The organism is Pedobacter agri PB92, from assembly GCF_000258495.1.
Lineage (GTDB): Bacteria > Bacteroidota > Bacteroidia > Sphingobacteriales > Sphingobacteriaceae > Pedobacter > Pedobacter agri.
This window is the reverse complement of the sequence record NZ_AJLG01000047.1, coordinates 1-20,051: the sequence shown is the minus strand read 5'-3', so window position 1 is coordinate 20,051 and position 20,051 is coordinate 1. Positions and strand designations below refer to the sequence as shown.

The window sequence follows — 20,051 nt, the reverse complement described above, 5'->3', positions numbered from 1 at the left end:
ACGTATTTTTGAGATATTATTGTGTTAAGTAATTGTTTAATTTTTGTTATTTATCTATCCCTAGCGAAATTCTATTGATTAAACACTGAAGAAGTGATTTGAAAATCCATAATACTGGGTTTTCACAAAACAAACAAACTATTTCTACCTCATTTATAAATGTTGCTTAGCATATTACAGCTATAATTTTATGGCTTTGATATATTTTTTATTAATCATTCACTATTAACTAAACTTAAATGAAAAGAAAACTACTTAAATGTTTGTTATTCTTTCTTGTGCTATCTGGTATGAAAACCTATGCACAAGACAAAACAATTACGGGCTTGGTAACCGCTAAGGACGATGGACTGCCCATACCTGGTGTAAGCGTGAAGCTAAAAGGAACCACTCGGGGCGTGGTCACAAATGCTAAAGGGTTGTATAGCATTAATGTTCCGTCATCCGAAAAAGATTTCTTAGTTTTTACCTTTGTAGGCTACAACGCGAAGGAAATCAGTACATCATCTAAAACTATTGATGTGGTTATGGATCCAAATGCGAGCACATTAGATGAGGTTGTTATTGCGGCTGGGGGTATCAAACGGGCGGCAAGAGAACAAGGTTATGCATCTACAAGGATTGATGCCGAAAAACTTACAGCAGGTAAATCTCCAACTATTGCTGGGGGATTAAACGGAAAGGTTGCAGGTTTGCAAATTAATGCTGTAGGTACAGGTGTAAATCCATCTTATAGATTAGTGCTGCGAGGTGACCGCTCCATTACTGGAAATAACCAGGCGCTAATCGTATTAGACGGAGCTATCGTTCCAAACGAATTGCTTGGAAATATCAATCCGGATGATGTTGATGAACTAACTGTATTAAATGGAGCAAGTGGTGCTGCATTGTATGGTTCAGATGCATCCAATGGTGTTTTGATTATAAACACGAAACGTGGTAAACAAGGTGCGCCAATTATTAAACTTTCAAACACTACTGTTGTAGAAAAAATCAGTTTTTATCCGGAGTTACAAAACCGATTTGGTTCTGGTACAGACGATTACCCTGTTACTTATGAGCCAATTGAAAATCAACAATATGGTCCTGCTTTCGATGGTACCATGAGACCAATAGGTAGGGTTAATCAATTTGGACAGACTCAAATGGTACAATATTCTCCTAATAGAGATAAATATGATTTTTGGGATACTGGATTATCCAATCAAACAGACTTCTCGCTATCATCCGGTGATGAAAAATCATCTACTTATATGTCAGCTCAATATCTTAACGGAAAAGGAACCACTCCAAAAGATGAATATAACAGGATAGCACTAAGATTTAATGGAGATAGGAATATCACAAAGAATTTCTCAGCAAAATATAATATCAGTTTTACTCAAAACAAGTACGATACTACACCGAATACCGCAGGTATTTACAATAATTTACTAAACACTCCGGCCCAAATTCCACTTTTAAGCTATACCGACTGGCAGGATCTTCGCAGTTGGGCAAACCCGAATAATTACTATAATGATTATTACGCTAACCCATATTTTTCTATTGATAATGCCCGTCAGTATCAAAAGAACGTTTACATTACAGGGTTGGCCGAATTGAATTATCATCCAACAGACTGGTTAAGTTTTATTTACAGGGCCTCTTTAAGTAATCGTAATTACGAAAGCAAAACCGGTTCTGATGGTTTTACTTATACAGATTTCGTATTGGGTTCGGGATCGTATAAATCGAACTCAGCGAGTAATGTTTCAGAACGTATGTTTCAGAACAGTAACTTCAATACCGATTTCATTGCTAATGTAAAGAAAGATATTAAAGATTTCTCTTTCAACCTTTTGGCTGGTGCGAACTTAAGAAGCTATAATTATAAAAATATGGCCTCTACAGGAAGTGGTTTACAAGTACCATATTTATATAATCTTGGAAACATTACTGGTACACCCACCGCAGTAGAAAATATTGAAAATACCAGAAGATATGGTATTTGGGGTGATTTTACTGTAGGATATAAAAAATGGTTGTATGTACATGTAACTGGCAGAAATGACTGGGTTTCAGTATTGGCACCAGCAAATCGTTCATTCTTTTATCCAGCTGTTGATGTTTCGTTTATTCCAACGGATGCATTTGAATGGCTAAAAGGAAGTAAAGTGCTAGATTATTTGAAATTAAGGGGAGGTATTTCAAAAGTTGGTAACGTAAACGTTGATACCTATGCATTACGCTCAACTTTTGGATCGCAAACTGGTTATAATTATGGTACAGGCTATACACCAAGTGCTTCGATAGTTTCACCTGATTTGAAGCCGGAAATTACTAACGGTTATGAATTTGGTGCAGACTTTAGATTATTTAATGGTCGCATTTATGGTGATGTAACCTATTACAAAACCCGATCAACAGGACAAGCGATCAATGCTCAGATAGCACCAACAAGTGGTTTTACAACCTATCTTCTTAATGCTGGAGAACTAACCAACGCCGGTTTGGAAAGTACTTTGCATGTAGTAGCTTATAACAAAGGTAACTGGAAACTTGAAGTTGGTGGTAATTATACGCATAACGAAAATAAGTTATTATCACTAACTCCAGGTTTATCACGAATTGGCGTACAAAATAGTGGCACCATTTTCGGAGATGTTAATGTTCAAACTTATCCAATCGTAATTGGCACAGACTATATTCGTGATTCACAAGGTAGAGTAGTTGTAGATCGCAATACTGGTAATCCGGTAGGAACCACAACAGGAAACGTTTTAGGCAATACACAGCCTAAAGATAGATTAGGATTAGATTTCAATTTATCATGGAAGGGTTTAACATTATCGGGATTATTTGAATACAGAGGTGATTTTGTTCAGTATTCAAGTGCGGGTAGTACTTTCGAATTCTCTGGATCGAGTATTCGTTCTGTTTACTATAACAGAGAAAGATTCATTTTCCCTAACTCTTCATATTTCGATGCAGCAAGTGGTAATTATGTAGCAAACGAAAATATAGCAGTTTCAACTGGTAATTCAGGATTTTGGTCGAGCAGTCAATTCAGAGGAACAACCAGTAACTATATTTATTCGGGAAATTTCTGGAAATTAAGAGAACTTTCAATATCATACCGCCTGCCTTCATCAGTATTGAAAGACATTAAATTTATTAAAACAGCTACCTTAAGTGCACAAGGACGTAACTTATTTATTTGGGTACCGAACTCCAATAAATTAGGCGATCCAGAAACAAGTAGCAATGGTTCTGATAGCAATGCTGTGGGTATAACTTCACTATCTCAAACTCCTCCAACCAGATATTTTGGTGGAACTTTAGCATTAACCTTCTAAAATTACTACGATGAAAAAATATTATAAAATAACAACGCTATTACTTGCACTGGTATTCAGCTTGGCAAGTTGTAAGAAAACTTACCTGGATATTAATGAAAATCCAAATTCAGCTACCTCATCTACGCCACAATTGGTATTGCCCGCATTATTAAATAACATGTCGAGCAATTTTATGAACTATTTTAACTATGGCGGAAGAATTGTAGGTTACATGGCCAATGCAGGAGGAGTATCTTTCGTAGGAAGTACAACGATCACCTATAATTTTGATAGTGGTAGTAATACCGGCTTATTTACAGCTGCCTTTTCAGATTTGCGTAGCATCCAATATTTAATTAACAGCACTTCCGGAGCTCCGCAATATGCACTATACAATGGTGTTGCCAGAATCTTAAAGTCTTATTATTATCAACGTTTGGTAGATGAATATGGAGATGTTCCTTATTCTGAAGCATTAACTGGAGCTGATAATGTAACGCCTAAATACGATAGTCAAACGGCTATTTATCAATCATTGGTAACTGAAATTGATGCCGCTATCGCTGTTTTGAAAGCAAATGCATCTTCATCTACTGTTACCAAATTAACCGTTAATGGTGCTGATATTGTATTTGCTGGTAACGTTACGAAATGGATTCAATTTGCTAATAATATTAAATTAAGAATTTTAACAAGAGCGCAATCTGGTCCTTTATCGGGTTTCGTAAATACTGCTTTCGGAACATTTTCATCAGAAGGTTTCTTATTAGAAGATGTTTTAATTCAGCCAGGTTATGTGAGTACAAGTGCCCGTCAAAATCCGGTTTGGGATTCTTATCAATCATCTTATACAGGTACAATAACCGGTACTTCCTACATCCCAACTACCTGGATGTATTCATTTTATAATGGAACAAAATTAACTGATGCGGGTAGAGGTGCGTTAACTTACAGGTTATTTGCGGCAGGCACTACACCTAGAGGCCAGCTTGGCGCACCAAATAATCCAAACTCTGGCGGACCAAACTGGTATGTTGGAACAGGAACAGGTTTGAATTCGACCGAGGCAGCAGGTTTGCTTAAAAGTAGAGTAATGGGATTGTGTATTTTTCCTGCTTCGGAAACTTACTTCCTACTGGCTGAAGCTGCATTAAACGGACGTAGCTTGCCAGGTACTGCGTTGGCTAATTTTGAAAATGGTATTAAAGCATCTTATAATTATTTAGCTAAAACAGGAACATCAACAGCATCGCAATCTGCTACAGTATTGGATAATTATTTGAATGCTTATAAAACGGCTAACACAACCAATGCAAACACTAATTACCTGGTAAATTATAACCTTGCTACTACAAATGCTCAAAGACTTGAAGCGATTATCACACAAAAATATATTGCACTTAACTTTATAGAAGGTTACGAAGCGTGGCAAGAATACAAACGTACTGGTTATCCAAGAATATCTGGAACAGCTGCGGCTACAACGTTTGTTTCCATAGAATCAGTTGCACCAACACCTGATCGCTTGCCGGTAAGAAATTTATATCCTACTACTGAGTATAACTTAAATCCTAACGTTCCTCCAGTATCTGGAATTAACATTTTTACAACAAAAGTATTTTGGGATAATAATTAATAGTTAAATAAAACAAAGATGAAAATTCAATCGAAACTATATACCGCAATATTAGCATTTGGTATTTGTCTGTTTACCTCATGCGCAAAAGAAGAAAATATTTTTACCGATGATGGAAATGGTGGTGAAAGTGCACTTGTAGAACTAGGAGACTTGCCTCCGACAAGAACTGCTGGTATTCCAACTGTTACATACACTACAGTAACAAAATCATTTGATGCTGCTGCAGAGGTCGATGTGCCTATTACGGTTAATTATACCGGAGTTAATGGGGCGCCATCTGATGTAACCATTCAATTAGGAATATTCAATGATGCCGTAACAACGATGAGTACTACAGCGGCACCTTTAACCATATTGCCAACATCACTGTATACTATACCAAATAACACCTTGATTATTCCAAAAGGACAAAAGAAAGCAACAATGATTATAAAAGTTAAAGCTTCGGCGTTCAATTTTGCGTTAACTTATGCTTTGGGTATTAAAATCCTTTCGAGTTCTGCAGGTATTGTAAGTGGTAACTTTGGTACAGGAGTATTCATTATGTCTGCGAAAAACCAATGGGATGGTATTTATCAAGTGGTTTCGGGTCAGGTAACACGTTTTACAGCAGTGGGCGTAGTAGAAAATCCAAGTACATTAAATGGTTCACTCGCAGGAAACCCAAATATTAATTTAGTTACAACAGGCGCCAATACAGTTGAAGTACAGAACATGAGGTGGTTTGGCGGTTCATCTAGTGTAGCTGGTATTGATAATACGAGGGCTACCATTAATACAACCACAAATGCAATAACCATGAACGCTTTAGGAAATGCAACACTTGCCAATAGGGCAGGGTTAGCAAATGCTTACGATCCCGCTACCAGAACATTCACGCTTAATTTCGATTGGAACCAAACTACAGCGCCAAGACAAATGAATTTGGTTTTGAAATACATTGGTCCAAGACCGTAAAATTGCTTAACTATTTTTAGCAACCAGCCGAACAGCTGGTTGCTGAATTGATCTTGTTCAGCTAGAAGCAAAAGCGTTTTCTTTCACTTTTCAAGCTAGTGAATTCAGATCGAAAAGAAACTTCCTAAAATTAGGTAGTTAAATGATTCTTTTGAAAAGAGGTCTGGCTGGATAGCAGATCTCTTTTCACTTTTAAAGAATTATTATGGCGCTAACCTGCTTTTTACCCAGCTACCTTTTACCAATTCAAAATTTATTCTGTCGTGTAAACGGCTTCTTCGGCCTTGCCAAAACTCAATTCTGGTTGGTTTTACAATATAACCGCCCCAATGTGCAGGTTTAGCTATTGCCTTTCCATCACTTTTACTTTTTAATTCTTCAAATTTTTCTTCCAAAAAAGCTCTGTTCGGAATAATCTGGCTTTGAGGAGATGCTACAGCTCCAATCTGACTGGCAGCCGGACGTGTAACGAAATATTCTTCAGAAGTTTCTTTATCTAACTTTTCTACGGTTCCTTCAATTCTCACTTGCCTTTCCAGATCAGGCCAGAAGAAAACCAGAGCAGCGTAAGGGTTGCGTTTCAATTCTTTTCCTTTGGCACTTAGATAATTAGTAAAAAATCTGAAGCCATCTTCATCAACGCCCTTTAACAATACAATACGGGCATCAGGTCTACCAGCTTTATCGGCAGTTGCCAAAGTCATTACATTTGGTTCATAAACCTGTGCTTCCACAGCATGATCAAACCATTTTTTAAATTGAGTAATAGGATTGTTATCTACGTCAGATTCGTCTAACGTGGCGCTTTTATAATCTTGGCGCAGGTTTTGTAGAAATTCGTTTGTAACTTGCATTTAACAAAAATAGGCATCTTTTATGGTGCTACAAACGATTATCGTCATGCTAAACAATATAAAACCAAAAACCGGTCGATTATTAATTTCAGAACCTTTTATGGCTGACCCTAACTTTAAGCGCTCTGTAGTTTTATTAACAGAACATGGAGCTGATGGAACTGTAGGTTATATTCTGAATCAGGTTGGAAATTTATTATTGAAAGATGTTATTCAAGATTTATGGGATGCAAACAATCATATCTATTTTGGAGGTCCGGTTGCTGCAGATACTTTACATTTTATTCATCGTGCTTACGATAAACTGCAAAGTGGAGAAGAAATTGGTAATGGCATTTATTGGGGTGGAAATTTTGAAACGTTAAAAATCCTAATCAACTCAAATGCCATTCAGGAAGATGAGATAAAATTTTTTATGGGTTATTCTGGTTGGGATGATGGGCAATTGACCCGAGAACTAGAGCAAAATGCATGGATGGTCGGCGACATTTCGCACCCCGATTTGATTTTTAATAACGATGATGAAAAACTTTGGAGAGATGTTATTGTAAACCTGGGCCCGAAGTATGCGCATGTAAGCAATTTCCCTACAGACCCAAGTTTAAATTAATAAAATTGTCATACTGAGCTTGCCGAAGGATTATACTATTCGCCAAGCTCAAAGAGAAATTTATACTTTGTTCATTTCCTCAGCGCTTTCCTCAACTTTTCTTCGCAGCTCATCTTTATAAGCCTGCATTTTTACAGTCAAAGATTCATCAGCCGTAGCCAAAATTTGAGCAGCTAACAAACCTGCATTTTTGGCTGCGTTTAAAGCTACCGTTGCTACCGGAATACCATTTGGCATCTGCAGGATGGATAAAATACTATCCCAGCCATCAATAGAGTTAGAAGATTTTACGGGAACGCCAATTACAGGTAATGTGGTAATCGAAGCAACCATTCCCGGTAAGTGTGCAGCACCACCAGCACCAGCAATAATGACTTTTAAACCTCTTGCTTGTGCTTCTTTGGCATAGTTAAACATGCGTTCGGGTGTTCTGTGGGCAGAAACAACCGTAATTTCGTAGTCAACTCCAAATTCTTTTAAAACGTCAGCAGCATCTTGCATTACGGGCAAATCAGATTTGCTGCCCATTATTATACCTACTTTAGCACTCATTTTATATCCTAATCTTTAGTTCTTTTATCTTTATTCCTTATTCTTTGCTCTTTTTTCTGCTAAGCAATAACCTTCAATGTTTTTTGAACGTATCTTGCTTTTTCAATAGCTTTTTCTCGGTCGATATCAACAATGGTTACATGACCCATTTTGCGGAAAGGTTTGGTATATTTTTTACCATAAAGATGTACGAACACACCATCAATGGCTAAAATCTTTTCGAGATTTTCATACTTAGCTACCCCTTCAGAACCCTTTTCACCAAGCAAATTGATCATAATTGCATTGGTGATGCTGGTGGTATCGCCCAATGGCAAATTATAAATAGAACGTAAATGTTGTTCGAACTGAGAAACATAATTACCCTCAATAGTTTGGTGACCGCTGTTATGTGGGCGAGGTGCCACCTCATTCACCAAAATTTCGCCATCCCTGCAAACAAACATTTCAACAGCTAAAATTCCTGTGATATTCATAGATGAAGCGATGTTCTTCGCTATATTTTCTGCTTTCTGCTGTAAACTTTCTGCATAAGTAGATGGAGAAATCAAGAACTCAACCAGATTTGCCTCCGGGTTAAATTCCATTTCGACCATCGGGAAAGTTTTCATATCTCCATTCGAGTTACGGGCAACAATTACGGCCACTTCTTTTTCAAAATCGACCAGTTTTTCGATAATACAAGGCGCATCAAAGGCTTTATCTAAATCGGCAGCAGTATTAATTTTCATTACACCTTTACCATCATAGCCATCTTTTCTGAGTTTCAAAATATAGGGAAAAGGAATATGGCTGTTTTCCATATCTTCCTTAGTGTTTACTATTTGAAAGGGAGAAGTGGGAATATCATTTTCTTTAAAAAATTGCTTTTGTACGCCTTTATCCTGGATTAAACGAATCACCCTCGATTGTGGATAAACCTGTTTACCTTCTTTTTCCAGCTGCTCTAAAGCTTCGATATTAACCTTTTCTATTTCAATCGTAATAATATCGGCCTTTTTTCCGAAGTTATAAACGGTATCAAAATCTGTTATCGAACCGTTCTCGAAATAATTTGCAATGTGTTTACAAGGTGCATCAGGGTCAGGGTCCAAAACTAACGAGTTTACATTATAGTTAATCGCTTGTTGAATGAGCATTCGGCCTAATTGTCCGCCACCTAAAATCCCTAGTTTTAATTCGCTAATCTGTTTTGCCATCAATGAGATAGATATTTAAGATGCAAAAATAGCAAAAAGAACAAGGATAAAGGCACAATCGTTAATTTGTATCACTTAAATTTCGAAGCGCAAAGGCATTGCAATTATTAAAATTCGGTCCCGCTTTCCGTTTTAATCTTTTTGCGATTGCCAGTCTGAACTTGTCGAAGACCTGCAACAAAAAGTATTTCCACTACAATCGGGGCTATTACAAAACTAAGACTACTATAAACCTAAAACTTATAACTTTGCTACATGAATGCTGATGCAATAATTATTGGTGCGGGTGCTTGCGGATTGATGTGTGCAGTACAAGCTGGCTATTTGGGTAAAAAGGTAATTGTACTCGAAAAAAATGAAAAACCCGGAGCTAAGATTTTGATTTCTGGTGGCGGCCGATGCAATTACACCAATCAATTTGCTTCAGCAGAACAATTTATATCAGCAAATCCACATTTCATTAAATCATCTTTTACACAATGGACGGTTGACGACACCATTGGTTTTTTTGAAACTTATGGTATTCAAGGGAAGGAAAAAACGTTAGGACAATTATTTCCGGATGATAAAAATGCTAAGGATGTAGTGCAGGTTTTCACTTCAATTTGCGAAGATTTGGGTCAGGAAATTCGTTGCAACGCCGATGTTAAAGACATTGAGATATTACAAAATGGCTTTCAGGTTAGTTATGAAAAGAATGGAAAAAAAAATGTTTTAACGGCTGAAAAACTTGTTGTCGCAACTGGCGGATTACCTATTCCAAAAATGGGTGCAACAGATTTTGCCTTACGCTTTGCCCGCAAACAAAATTTAAAAATTGTAGAAACAGCGCCAGCTTTAGTTCCGCTTACCATTACCGGAAAAGATGAAGAATGGTTTGCGCAACTATCAGGCAATTCAGTTTTTTGCGAAGTGAGCAACGATGAAATTTCTTTCGAAGAAAATATTCTATTTACACATTGGGGTTTAAGCGGTCCAGCCATTTTACAAATTTCTTCATTCTGGAGAAGGGGTGAGGTGGTTAATCTTAATTTATTGCCACATCAGAATATTGTTTCACTCTTGGATGAGGAACGGAAAACCAACGGCAAAACGCTTTTATCAACTTTGTTAAATAGATTTTATACCAAGAAATTTACTGATGCTTTAGGTAAGTTTTTACCTTTAAGCAAGCCTGTTGCATCACTAACAAATGTTGAAATACAGTTAATAGAACAAACCATACACGAGTTCAAAGTAAAACCAGCAGGCGATAAAGGTTATGATAAAGCTGAAGTAATGCGTGGCGGGATAGATACCAACGAAATCTCATCCAAAACTCTGGAATGTAAGAAAATTCCAGGTTTGTTTTTTGGCGGAGAATGTCTGGATGTTACTGGCTGGTTAGGTGGTTATAATTTTCAATGGGCCTGGGCAAGCGGATTTGTAATTGCTCAGAATATATAGGTTTATCTTTACAATCACTTCGTTCCGAGGAATTACGGCCACTTTAAAAAATGAAACATTCCGTGAATTCTATGTTTCTGTGGCAAACTATAAATAAACATTCGGCATAATTTCCCAAGCCCAAGGCTTTTTGAACGTTTTGAAGGTCCTTAGTTGAGAAAAGTATAACACTTCACTCGTTTTGCGATTGGCCACATCTCTACGGTGTAAATTGCCAACGGTTGTAAACAGTTCACGGGTTTTAAAATCATAAACACGTTCAGTCATGTCGCCTGTATTTTGGTTGAAATATAGGTTAATGGCACTGGTTAAAAACCAATCTTTGTTTTCAAACTTGAAAGTATAACCCATTTCCCAGCGCCATTCGGCACCTCCCTGAAACCGCAAATACAATTGCTGGTCTTTAATTCCGATTTGGTTTAGTGGGTCGCCAAGTTTTCCCCCTTCTTCAGAACGTAAAATGAAATCATTGTTTTGGGTTGATAACCGATAACCTCCAGTGACTTTATCCTTAAAGTAAATGGCCAGAATACGTGGCTTCTGCGTTTCTTTAATAATTTCAGAATTGTTGTCTCCATAGGTTCTGGCTTCATCCGTAATTTTATCCGATTCGTAAATTACCGCTACATCATCACTTCCGTCACCGTTCAAATCACCAGATGTAGTTTCGATTACTGTCCAGTTATTTGGAGTAAGTTGTTCAACAGAACTGCCTGAAGACTTTACTTTCGGGAACAAAAACGTTTTTTGCGCAAAACTCACCTGCACAAAGAGCATCAGCATAAAGAAGTTAAAGATTTTCATTTAGATAAAAAAAGGTGTGATGTATTTGTAAAACGTTTGGATTTAGGTTTTAGTTTATCTACCATTTCATTCATTGGTACGAAGAATCTCATGACATAGCAAATTGCTGAAATACATTACCAATAAACTAACAGGCGACTTAAGGTTGAGCTAATCCGTTACAGATTCTTCGCTGTGTTCAGAATGACAACAATGCTGGAAATGACTGCCGGACATTAATAAGCTTAGAAGTCTTAAAATTCCCTTACTTTTGCAGAAAAATAATTCTTTTGAAAACGGAAATCTTCGCCATTACGCCACCATTTACCCAACTGAATACTCCTTATCCAGCCACGGCGTACATCAAAGGTTTTTTGAACACCAAAAATATTTCTTCAACACAGGCTGATTTAGGCATTGAAGTGATTTTAGAATTATTCTCCAAAAAAGGTTTAACCGATTTATTTGAGGTTAATAATCAGAAGCCTAAAAGCGATAATACAAAGCGCATTTTAGCTTTGAAAGACGAGTACTTAAAAACAATTGATGCCGTAATCGCATTTCTGCAGGGCAAAAATCCAACTTTGGCACTGCAAATTTGTGGAGATGATTTTTTACCGCAAGCATCTCGCTTTGCACAACTAGAAGAGTTGGATTGGGCTTTTGGCGCCATGGGAACGCAAGATAAAGCCAAACATTTGGCCACACTTTATCTCGAAGATATTTCCGATTATATTGTAGAATGCATCGATGAAAATTTCGGTTTTAGTCGGTATGCAGAGCGGTTGGGCCGAAGCGCAAACTCTTTCGATGAACTTTATACTGCTTTACAACAACAACCGACCTACATCGATAAAATCCTAATTTCAATCTTGCAGGATAAAATAGCAACAGTTCAGCCAAAACTATTTTTGATTTCTGTGCCTTTTCCTGGCAATTTATACAGCGCTTTCCGGTGTGCGCAATGGGTAAAGGCAAATCACCCGGAAATAAAAATATCAATGGGTGGCGGTTTTCCAAATACCGAATTGCGTTCGCTTTCTGATAAACGGGTTTTCGAGTTTTTCGATTTTATCACCCTGGATGATGGAGAATTACCAATTGAATTATTGATTCAAAACATTAGCGGAACGGTACCAAAAGAGATGCAAATGTACAAACGTACTTTTTTGCTCGAAAATGAAGAAGTGGTCTATAAAAACGATTCGTTTAGAAAGGATTACAAACAAGCCGATGTGGGTACTCCTGATTATTCTGGTTTACTTTTGGATCAATATATTTCTGTAATCGAAATTGTAAACCCGATGCACCGGATGTGGAGCGATGGGCGCTGGAATAAACTGACAATGGCACACGGCTGCTACTGGGGGAAATGTACTTTTTGCGATATCTCGCTAGATTACATTAAAGTTTATGAGCCCGTTCAGGCGAAGCAAATTGTAGATCGGATTGAGAATTTATATACCAAAACTGGTCAGAATGGTTTTCACTTCGTAGATGAAGCGGCTCCACCCGCTTTAATGAGAGAAGTAGCGTTGGAGATCCTTCGAAGGAAGTTGGCGGTTACCTGGTGGACCAATATTCGTTTCGAAAAAAGCTTTACTGCTGATTTATGTTTGTTGCTTAAAGCTTCTGGCTGTATAGCCGTTTCCGGTGGTTTAGAAGTGGCATCCGATCGGCTATTGAAATTAATTGATAAAGGCGTAACGGTAGAGCAGGTGGCAAAAGTTACCCGAAATTTTACTGCTGCAGGCATCATGGTTCATGCTTATTTGATGTATGGCTACCCAACACAGACTATTCAGGAAACAGTTGATAGTTTGGAAATGGTTCGTCAATTATTTGAAGCCGGAATTTTACAATCTGGTTTCTGGCATCAGTTCGCCATGACGGCTCATAGTCCGGTGGGCATGTACCCAGAAAAATTTGGCGTAGTCAAAGAAACAGAAGCCATTGGAACGTTCGCTAATAATGATATCAATTACATTGATAAAACCGGTATCGACCATAATAAATTTAGCTACGGGTTGAAAAAATCGTTATTCAATTTTATGCATGGAATATGTTTTGATTATGAACTGCAAGACTGGTTCGATTTTAAAATTCCAAGAACAAAAATTGCAGCTGATTTTATTGAAAGAGCTTTAAATGACGATCATAACTTCAATACTAAACCGACCGCTAAAGTAGTGTGGATAGGAGGAAAACCATCAACAGAATTTTTCACTAAATCGAAAAAAGGAAACACCTGGGAAATGGCTTCCTTAACTTTTCATGATAAAAAAGAAAGCTTTACCATTCAAACCAATAAAATTGAAGGTGAGTGGTTGGCGTCTATTTTAGAAAAAATCCATATATCCAATGAAAAGGTTTTTTCTTTCGCTGAAGTTAAAACAGATTTTGAAGCAGAAATGGAAAACTTCGAATTGTTCTGGTATTCGAAACCGGTAAATACCCTGAGGGGATTTGGGTTGTTGGTACTTTAACCATATTCAGAAGATATTGTCACGTTGAGCTTGTCGAAACGCTCTTATCTATTAATTGTTAAATGTCCTTCGACAAGCTCAGGATGACATTTCGCGTAATACAAATTCAAAACAAAGATTATTACTGGAAAATTAATTAAATAAGGAACGTAAGAAAATATAAGATTCTGTGCTTACATAAACTTACATTCCTTATATACTGAAAATTCAATTAATCACAATGTGGAACAGTAAAAGTCCAGGTTTCTGATTCTCCATTTGGAATGACATAGCCAGTTCCTTTTGCACTTTCAAACCATAATTTGCCGCGAAGTTTCTCCCGTGTTCCTACTTCATTCATCGTTGCGCTATCATACAAACGGCCATTAATCATTACATATTTAATTTTTTCTGAATTCCGAATATCATCTAAAGGATTTGCATCCATGATTACTAAATCAGCTAATTTTCCAGCTTCCAAAGAACCGATTTCTTTATCCATGCCTAAATAATGTGCGCCATTTAAAGTTGCATTTCTAATGGCTTGTAGTGGCGAAAAGCCGCCTTGAACAAACATCCAAAGTTCCCAATGTGCACCTAAACCCTGAATTTGTCCGTGAGCACCAAGATTTACTTTCGTGCCACCATCAGCAATCTGTTTGGTTGCTTTTGCAATATCAATATGGTTGTAATCGCTATATTCAGAAGTGGTTCTACGTCTTGCTCTCGAATCGATAATTGAACGTGGTGTGTAGGTCATCAACTTTTCATTTTCCCAAACATTCGTTCTGTCATACCAATAATTTTCGCCCCACTGACCACCATAAGCCACAATTAAAGTAGGGGTATAACCAACAGTTGTATTGTTCCAAAGCGTAGTTACGTCTTTATAAACCGGTAAAACCGGGATACTATGTTCAATTCCGGTATGGCCATCGGCAACCATATTCATGTTATGGAAAAACGTTGAACCGCCCTCTGGTACAACTTCCATTTTTAATTGGCGGGCAGCCTCTAAAATTTGCTGGCGTTGTTCTCTACGAGGTTGATTATAAGATTTTACAGAAAATGCACCTACGGCTTTTAGTCTTTTTAAATTTGCAAGTGCATCATCTAAACTGTTAATCACTACTTTAAAATCGCCATCGGCTCCATATAAAATGCCGCCAGTTGAATAAACTCTTGGGCCAACCATACGCCCGGCTTTTAACATTTCGCTTTGGCTGAAAACCATTTCTGTATTGCTTGATGGATCATGAGAAGTGGTCACACCAAAAGCCAGATTTGCCAAATAACTCCAATCGTTTTGTGGCGAAATTCCATCGGGGCTAGTGCGCAAATGCGCATGAACATCAATAATTCCCGGCATAATGGTTTTGCCATGTACATCAATCACTTTTGCGTTCGCAGGAATAGATACTGCATCAACTTTGCCAATTGAGGTAATTTTATTGCCATCTGTTAAAATTGTTCCGTTTTCGATCACTTCATCGCCCTTCATCGAAATAATTCTGGCACCTTTCAGCGCAACAATTCCTGTTGGCACATCGCTTTTTAAAGTTAAATTGATGTCAACGGAAGAGGCCTGAGTTTTAGGTTTAGAACCATCAAAATTGAATGCACTGTTTACATCGATGGTGAAATATTTCGGGCCTAAAGTCCAATGTAGGTTTTTACTATCTGTACTCCATTGCATATAAGTTCCACCATCCGTAGTTACTTTTGCAACGGGAATGGCTTTATTTCCAGCCGAAGCATCTTGAGCCACACCTACATTTATCATTGGCGTGATGTACACGTTAAAAAGCTCATTAAATGCTAACCACTTATTATCCGGACTAACCACATACTGATTGGCATATTGAGAAGTAAAATGCGTTCTTTCATTGGCACCATTTAAATCAATACTTTTTAAAGCTTTCTTGCCATCGGCATAACTTTGAAAATAGATTCGGGTATCGCTATTATTGAATGATGGTTTTATTCCGTTATCTGATACCAATGTTTTTGAACCACCATTGGCAGGCATTATGAAAATGCCCGTTCCGCGGCCATAATTATATCCTAAAACATCATTTCCACTTCCTTTTCTAAAAACGATTTTATCGCCTTTGGTAGAATATTGCGGCGAATAATAAAATCCTTTTTCATCACTTAAAGTTATGGTTTTGCCCGATTTTAAATCTGCTCTTTTAATCGACCCACGAAGTTCATCGCTCCAGTTAACGTAAACTACAAATCTTCCATCCGGACTAAAAGCAGGCTCAAACTCAAAATCCAAACCATTGGTTAGGCGCTCAGGTGTGCCGTTTGGCAATTCCTGTTTGTAAAGATATCCGGCAGCATTGAATACAATTGTTTTGCCATCGGGCGATGTAGTTAACTGCCTTAACATTTTGGCAGAGAAATCATTATTAAAAACCTGTTGTTCGAAATGTAAGGCTTGCTGAACGGTTTGAACAGTATTTGCCTGGAAGGGAATGGTCGAAGTAATCAACGATCCAAGTTCTGTTTTCCTGATTTTTCCTTTTGCATAAAACACCAAACTTTTGCTGTCAGGAGTCCAGGCGAAGTTTGGATAAACGCCAAAGATGGCCCAGGTTTCCTGCTGATCGTGAGATAAATCTTCGTTAACCGGCCACTCCTCACCAGTTTTAATGTTTTGAACGTATAATGTAGATTTCAATCTGACACGCTTTACAAAAGCAATTAAATTTCCATCAGGAGATACCTGAGGTCTGCAGGCGCCACCTTGCTCATTAATTAATGTTATCAATTTTCCTGTCGTTAGATCCAGTTGGCGAATCGCGTAAATTGTGCCGTTCGGATCTTTACTGTATTCGAAATTTGGTCCGGGCGTAACATCTTCACTAAAATAAACATATCGGCCGTCTGGCGAAACATTCGGTTCTCCGGCATCTTGCTGATCGTTTTTACGTTTAGTTAGCTGTACGCCATCGCCACCATTAATGTTGTACATCCACATTTCACCAGCACCTAAAGAACGGCCTGCTGTAAAATGTTTACGTGCTACAATATATTCGCTGTTTGGCATCCAGGTCGCGTTGTTCAGCAACCTAAAACTTTCTTTAGTAACTTGTTTTTTGCCTGAACCATCACGATTCATGATCCAGATATTATCGCCGCCACTTTTATCACTGGTGTAAGAAATGTATTTCCCATTCGGACTAAATCTTGGCTGCACATCGTAAGCGATTCCACCACTAATCAGCTTTGCTTGTCCGCCGGCGATTGGCATTGTGTAAATATCACCCAATAGGTCAAATGCAATTTCCTGTCCGTCCGGACTTACGTCAACATTCATCCAGGTACCTTCATCGGTATTTAAAGTGAAGTTTTTGGTTGTACCCTGATATTTCTCTACATCCCATTTTTTTCTTGGGCATTTGTGGTTAGAAATAAAAGTGTAAGCGCAGACAGGTAGTAGAGTTGCTTCATTTAAAAGTTGATTAATTGTGGCGCAATTTAGTAATATAACAAGCTTTTTTATAGTTTTGATACCGCCGATTTATGACAGCAATAGAGATTTTACAAAAGTATTGGGGACACCAGGCTTTCAGACCATTACAGCAAGATATCATAACTTCCGTTTTGGAAGGAAATGATAGCCTGGCATTGTTGCCAACTGGCGGAGGCAAGTCTATTTGTTTTCAGGTTCCGGCATTAGTGAAAGAAGGAATCTGCATTGTTGTTTCACCATTGATAGCCTTGATGAAGGATCAGGTAGAAAACCTGAAATCAAAAGGAATTGAAGCCATTGCTATTTATGCAGGTATGGGAAAACGAGAAATCGATATACTGCTGGATAATTGCATTTACGGGAAAATCAAATTCCTTTATTTGTCGCCAGAAAGGTTATTATCTGATTTGGTTCGTGTCCGCATTTCTTATATGAACGTTAATCTTATCGCTGTTGACGAGGCACACTGTATTTCGCAATGGGGTTACGATTTTCGGCCTCCTTATCAGCAGATTTCCAAACTAAGAGAAATTCTTCCAGATGTACCTATTTTGGCATTAACCGCTACAGCTACAGAATTTGTTCGCAAAGATATCATAGAAAGGCTCGAGATGAGAAATCCTCAGATTTTCGTTAAAAGTTTTGCCAGGGATAATTTAAGCTACGTGGTTTTCGGGCAGGAAGATAAATACAAAAAGTTGATAGAAATTTGTAGAAACGTAAAGGGTACAGGCTTAGTTTATGTTCGTAACCGCAGGGAAACAGCTGAGGTGTCGAATTTTATTAACCGCAATCAAATCAAAGCTGATTTTTACCATGCGGGATTAGAACGCGATGTTCGTTTCCAGAAACAAGAAGATTGGAAGCAAAATATAACCCGAATTATGGTGGCTACAAATGCTTTTGGTATGGGTATTGACAAGGCTGATGTTCGCTTTGTAGTGCACCTGGATTTGCCTGAAAGTTTGGAAGCCTATTATCAGGAAGCGGGAAGGGCTGGTCGCGATGAGAAACGAAGTTACGCCGTTTTACTTGCTAATCAATCTGATGTTTTAAGTCTGGAATCTCGCTACATCAACAGTTTTCCATCGCCAGATGAAATCAGAAAAGTTTATCATTATTTAGGGAATTATTTTCAATTGGCATTTGGAGCAGGAGAGGGAATCACTTTTACTTTTGATATAGCTGATTTTTGTAAGCGTTTTAACATTAGCGTGTTAAAAACAATTTCTGCTTTGAAATTTTTAGAGCATGACGGTTACATCACTTTATCTGAAAGTGTGTTTTTACCTTCCCGATTGATGTTTATTGTTGGGCATGAAGATGTTTATCGCTTTCAAATTGAAAATAAAGCTTATGATGGCGTGATTAAAACTATTTTAAGATCTCATGGCGGTGCATTTGATGGGTTTGTAAAAATTAATGAGGCAGATTTAGCCAAGAAACTGGGCATTTCTTTTAAAGATATCATCGCTGTGCTAACAAACTCCAATCCATTGAAATGCTCACATACATTCAACAAACTGATCAACCACAACTGCAATACGTTCGTGCAAGGGTAGATATGGATCATTTTGATCTGGACGTAAAATACCTCGAACTCAGAAAAGATATTTTGCTAAAGCAGGTCAATGCCGTGGTGTCGTATACTACATCGCGTAAATGTCGAAGTATTCAGCTATTAAATTATTTCGACGAACATAATGCAACGAAATGTGGCGTTTGCGATATTTGCCTTGCAGAAAAAAGAGCAGAGCATGAATCGAAACTGACTGATGAAATTTCTTATGAAATCATTTCTTTACTTCAGCAACAACCTCTAGGTTTAGACGATTTGGTCAATCATATCAAAAATGGTGTGGAAAACGATAGGATAGATGCGATTAGAGAATTATTAGATGCAGGTAAGATAAAAACTGACGGGAAGAAATATTATCTTTGATTTTAGATTTACGAATTACGATTTTAGACTATCAATACCAAAAATTCAACTTTCAAAACCTATCCATGATAGAGAAAAACAATAAGAAAACCATACGTTCTTGGGCTTTCTTCGATTGGGCAAATTCAGCCTATAATTTAGTTATCACTTCAACAATTTTCCCTGCTTATTACACCATCATCACTACGACAAAAGAACATGGCGATAAGGTAACTTTTCTAGGCAGAACATTTGTAAATACCTCTTTATCCAATTATGCATTGTCGTTTGCTTACCTCATGATGGCTTTAGCCTTGCCAATATTATCATCTATTGCAGATCGGCGAGGCAATAAAAAATCGTTCATGAAATTCTTTACCTACATGGGTGGATTATCGTGTATGGCTTTGTATTTTTTTAAGCTGGATACTTTGCAAATCAGTATTCTGTTTTTTGTACTGGCAGCAATGGGTTATATAGGCGGAGTGCTTTTTAGTAATTCTTATTTGCCGGAAATCGCAACTGAAGAACACCAGGACAGAGTGAGTGCACAAGGATTTTCTTACGGATACGTGGGCTCAGTAGTGCTTCAATTGATTTGTTTTCTTTTTGTACTTAAACCAGAATGGTTTGGAATTGTTGATGCATCATTTCCACCGCGATTATCATTCCTTTTGGTTGGCCTTTGGTGGGTTGCTTTTTCTCAGATACCATTTGCGGTGCTACCCGATGGGACGCCTCAAACCGGAAAAGTAAAGACTAATATTATCAAAGATGGTTTCAGCGAATTAACTAAAGTTTGGAAACAATTAAAGTGTGTACGT

The 20,051-nt window shown here is 37.7% G+C and carries 14 protein-coding genes; 9 read left to right on the top strand and 5 right to left on the bottom strand.

Annotated features, from left to right (window positions below):
- The first annotated feature begins 239 nt into the window (after nucleotides 1–239).
- From ON09_RS09015 to ON09_RS09005, 3 genes are read left to right on the top strand one after another with little or no spacing between them, the layout of a single operon-like run.
- Nucleotides 240–3,338 carry a SusC/RagA family TonB-linked outer membrane protein gene (locus ON09_RS09015; protein ID WP_010600737.1) on the top strand — a complete coding sequence of 1,033 codons (3,099 nt, stop codon included), beginning with the start codon at nucleotides 240–242 and terminating at the stop codon, nucleotides 3,336–3,338.
- A gap of 10 nt (nucleotides 3,339–3,348) precedes the next feature.
- Complete coding sequence (locus ON09_RS09010) at nucleotides 3,349–4,956, top strand: SusD/RagB family nutrient-binding outer membrane lipoprotein (protein ID WP_010600736.1); 1,608 nt, start codon at nucleotides 3,349–3,351, stop codon at nucleotides 4,954–4,956.
- Nucleotides 4,957–4,974: 18 nt separating this feature from the next.
- Nucleotides 4,975–5,916, top strand: coding sequence for a DUF1735 domain-containing protein (locus ON09_RS09005; RefSeq protein ID WP_010600735.1), 942 nt, complete (start codon nucleotides 4,975–4,977; stop codon nucleotides 5,914–5,916).
- Nucleotides 5,917–6,119: 203 nt separating this feature from the next.
- On the opposite strand, the gene pdxH is transcribed toward ON09_RS09005, so the two are convergent.
- Nucleotides 6,120–6,770: a pyridoxamine 5'-phosphate oxidase gene (gene pdxH, locus ON09_RS09000; RefSeq protein ID WP_010600734.1), complete on the bottom strand. Its 651-nt coding sequence runs from the start codon at nucleotides 6,768–6,770 to the stop codon at nucleotides 6,120–6,122.
- Between the two features lie 46 nt (nucleotides 6,771–6,816).
- Between pdxH and ON09_RS08995 the strand changes: the two genes are divergently transcribed.
- A complete protein-coding gene (locus ON09_RS08995) occupies nucleotides 6,817–7,380 on the top strand; it encodes a YqgE/AlgH family protein (protein WP_029204230.1) in 564 nt (187 codons plus the stop codon).
- Nucleotides 7,381–7,440: 60 nt separating this feature from the next.
- Here the strand turns inward: ON09_RS08995 and purE are convergent, their stop codons facing one another.
- A complete protein-coding gene (gene purE, locus ON09_RS08990) occupies nucleotides 7,441–7,932 on the bottom strand; it encodes a 5-(carboxyamino)imidazole ribonucleotide mutase (RefSeq protein WP_010600732.1) in 492 nt (163 codons plus the stop codon).
- A gap of 59 nt (nucleotides 7,933–7,991) precedes the next feature.
- Nucleotides 7,992–9,131 carry a 5-(carboxyamino)imidazole ribonucleotide synthase gene (locus ON09_RS08985; RefSeq protein WP_010600731.1) on the bottom strand — a complete coding sequence of 380 codons (1,140 nt, stop codon included), beginning with the start codon at nucleotides 9,129–9,131 and terminating at the stop codon, nucleotides 7,992–7,994.
- A 255-nt stretch (nucleotides 9,132–9,386) separates the two neighbouring features.
- Here ON09_RS08985 and ON09_RS08980 point away from each other — a divergent pair, with 255 nt between their 5' ends.
- On the top strand, nucleotides 9,387–10,577 hold the full coding sequence (locus ON09_RS08980) for a BaiN/RdsA family NAD(P)/FAD-dependent oxidoreductase (protein WP_010600730.1): 1,191 nt from the start codon (nucleotides 9,387–9,389) through the stop codon (nucleotides 10,575–10,577).
- An 87-nt stretch (nucleotides 10,578–10,664) separates the two neighbouring features.
- Here the strand turns inward: ON09_RS08980 and ON09_RS08975 are convergent, their stop codons facing one another.
- Nucleotides 10,665–11,381: a hypothetical protein gene (locus ON09_RS08975; RefSeq protein ID WP_029204229.1), complete on the bottom strand. Its 717-nt coding sequence runs from the start codon at nucleotides 11,379–11,381 to the stop codon at nucleotides 10,665–10,667.
- 269 nt (nucleotides 11,382–11,650) lie between these two features.
- Between ON09_RS08975 and ON09_RS08970 the strand changes: the two genes are divergently transcribed.
- On the top strand, nucleotides 11,651–13,846 hold the full coding sequence (locus ON09_RS08970; protein WP_010600728.1) for a B12-binding domain-containing radical SAM protein: 2,196 nt from the start codon (nucleotides 11,651–11,653) through the stop codon (nucleotides 13,844–13,846).
- Nucleotides 13,847–14,057: 211 nt separating this feature from the next.
- Here the strand turns inward: ON09_RS08970 and ON09_RS08965 are convergent, their stop codons facing one another.
- Nucleotides 14,058–17,150: an amidohydrolase family protein gene (locus ON09_RS08965; protein ID WP_010600727.1), complete on the bottom strand. Its 3,093-nt coding sequence runs from the start codon at nucleotides 17,148–17,150 to the stop codon at nucleotides 14,058–14,060.
- Between the two features lie 206 nt (nucleotides 17,151–17,356).
- Here ON09_RS08965 and ON09_RS08960 point away from each other — a divergent pair, with 206 nt between their 5' ends.
- From ON09_RS08960 to ON09_RS08955, 3 genes are all read left to right on the top strand, one after another.
- The gene (locus tag ON09_RS08960) at nucleotides 17,357–18,868 is read left to right on the top strand and encodes a RecQ family ATP-dependent DNA helicase (protein ID WP_316927788.1); all 1,512 of its coding nucleotides are present in this window, start codon (nucleotides 17,357–17,359) and stop codon (nucleotides 18,866–18,868) included.
- On the top strand, nucleotides 18,808–19,248 hold the full coding sequence (locus tag ON09_RS26640; protein ID WP_316927787.1) for a RecQ family zinc-binding domain-containing protein: 441 nt from the start codon (nucleotides 18,808–18,810) through the stop codon (nucleotides 19,246–19,248). The genes ON09_RS08960 and ON09_RS26640 overlap by 61 nt, the downstream gene beginning before the upstream one ends.
- 65 nt (nucleotides 19,249–19,313) lie before the next feature.
- The coding region (locus ON09_RS08955) for an MFS transporter (RefSeq protein ID WP_029204227.1) at nucleotides 19,314–20,051 on the top strand (738 nt) is incomplete at its 3' end.

What these genes read in the sequence shown, in the direction of transcription:
- purE (WP_010600732.1), bottom strand. Translation starts at nt 7,932, where the DNA reads ATGAGTGCTAAAGTAGGTATAATAATGGGCAGCAAATCTGATTTGCCC.
- ON09_RS09010 (WP_010600736.1), top strand. Translation starts at nt 3,349, where the DNA reads ATGAAAAAATATTATAAAATAACAACGCTATTACTTGCACTGGTATTC.
- ON09_RS08960 (WP_316927788.1), top strand. Translation starts at nt 17,357, where the DNA reads ATGACAGCAATAGAGATTTTACAAAAGTATTGGGGACACCAGGCTTTC.
- ON09_RS08965 (WP_010600727.1), bottom strand. Translation starts at nt 17,150, where the DNA reads ATGAATGTTGACGTAAGTCCGGACGGACAGGAAATTGCATTTGACCTA.
- ON09_RS26640 (WP_316927787.1), top strand. Translation starts at nt 18,808, where the DNA reads ATGCTCACATACATTCAACAAACTGATCAACCACAACTGCAATACGTT.
- ON09_RS09005 (WP_010600735.1), top strand. Translation starts at nt 4,975, where the DNA reads ATGAAAATTCAATCGAAACTATATACCGCAATATTAGCATTTGGTATT.
- ON09_RS08975 (WP_029204229.1), bottom strand. Translation starts at nt 11,381, where the DNA reads ATGAAAATCTTTAACTTCTTTATGCTGATGCTCTTTGTGCAGGTGAGT.
- ON09_RS08985 (WP_010600731.1), bottom strand. Translation starts at nt 9,131, where the DNA reads ATGGCAAAACAGATTAGCGAATTAAAACTAGGGATTTTAGGTGGCGGA.
- ON09_RS08995 (WP_029204230.1), top strand. Translation starts at nt 6,817, where the DNA reads ATGCTAAACAATATAAAACCAAAAACCGGTCGATTATTAATTTCAGAA.
- ON09_RS09015 (WP_010600737.1), top strand. Translation starts at nt 240, where the DNA reads ATGAAAAGAAAACTACTTAAATGTTTGTTATTCTTTCTTGTGCTATCT.
- ON09_RS08980 (WP_010600730.1), top strand. Translation starts at nt 9,387, where the DNA reads ATGAATGCTGATGCAATAATTATTGGTGCGGGTGCTTGCGGATTGATG.
- pdxH (WP_010600734.1), bottom strand. Translation starts at nt 6,770, where the DNA reads ATGCAAGTTACAAACGAATTTCTACAAAACCTGCGCCAAGATTATAAA.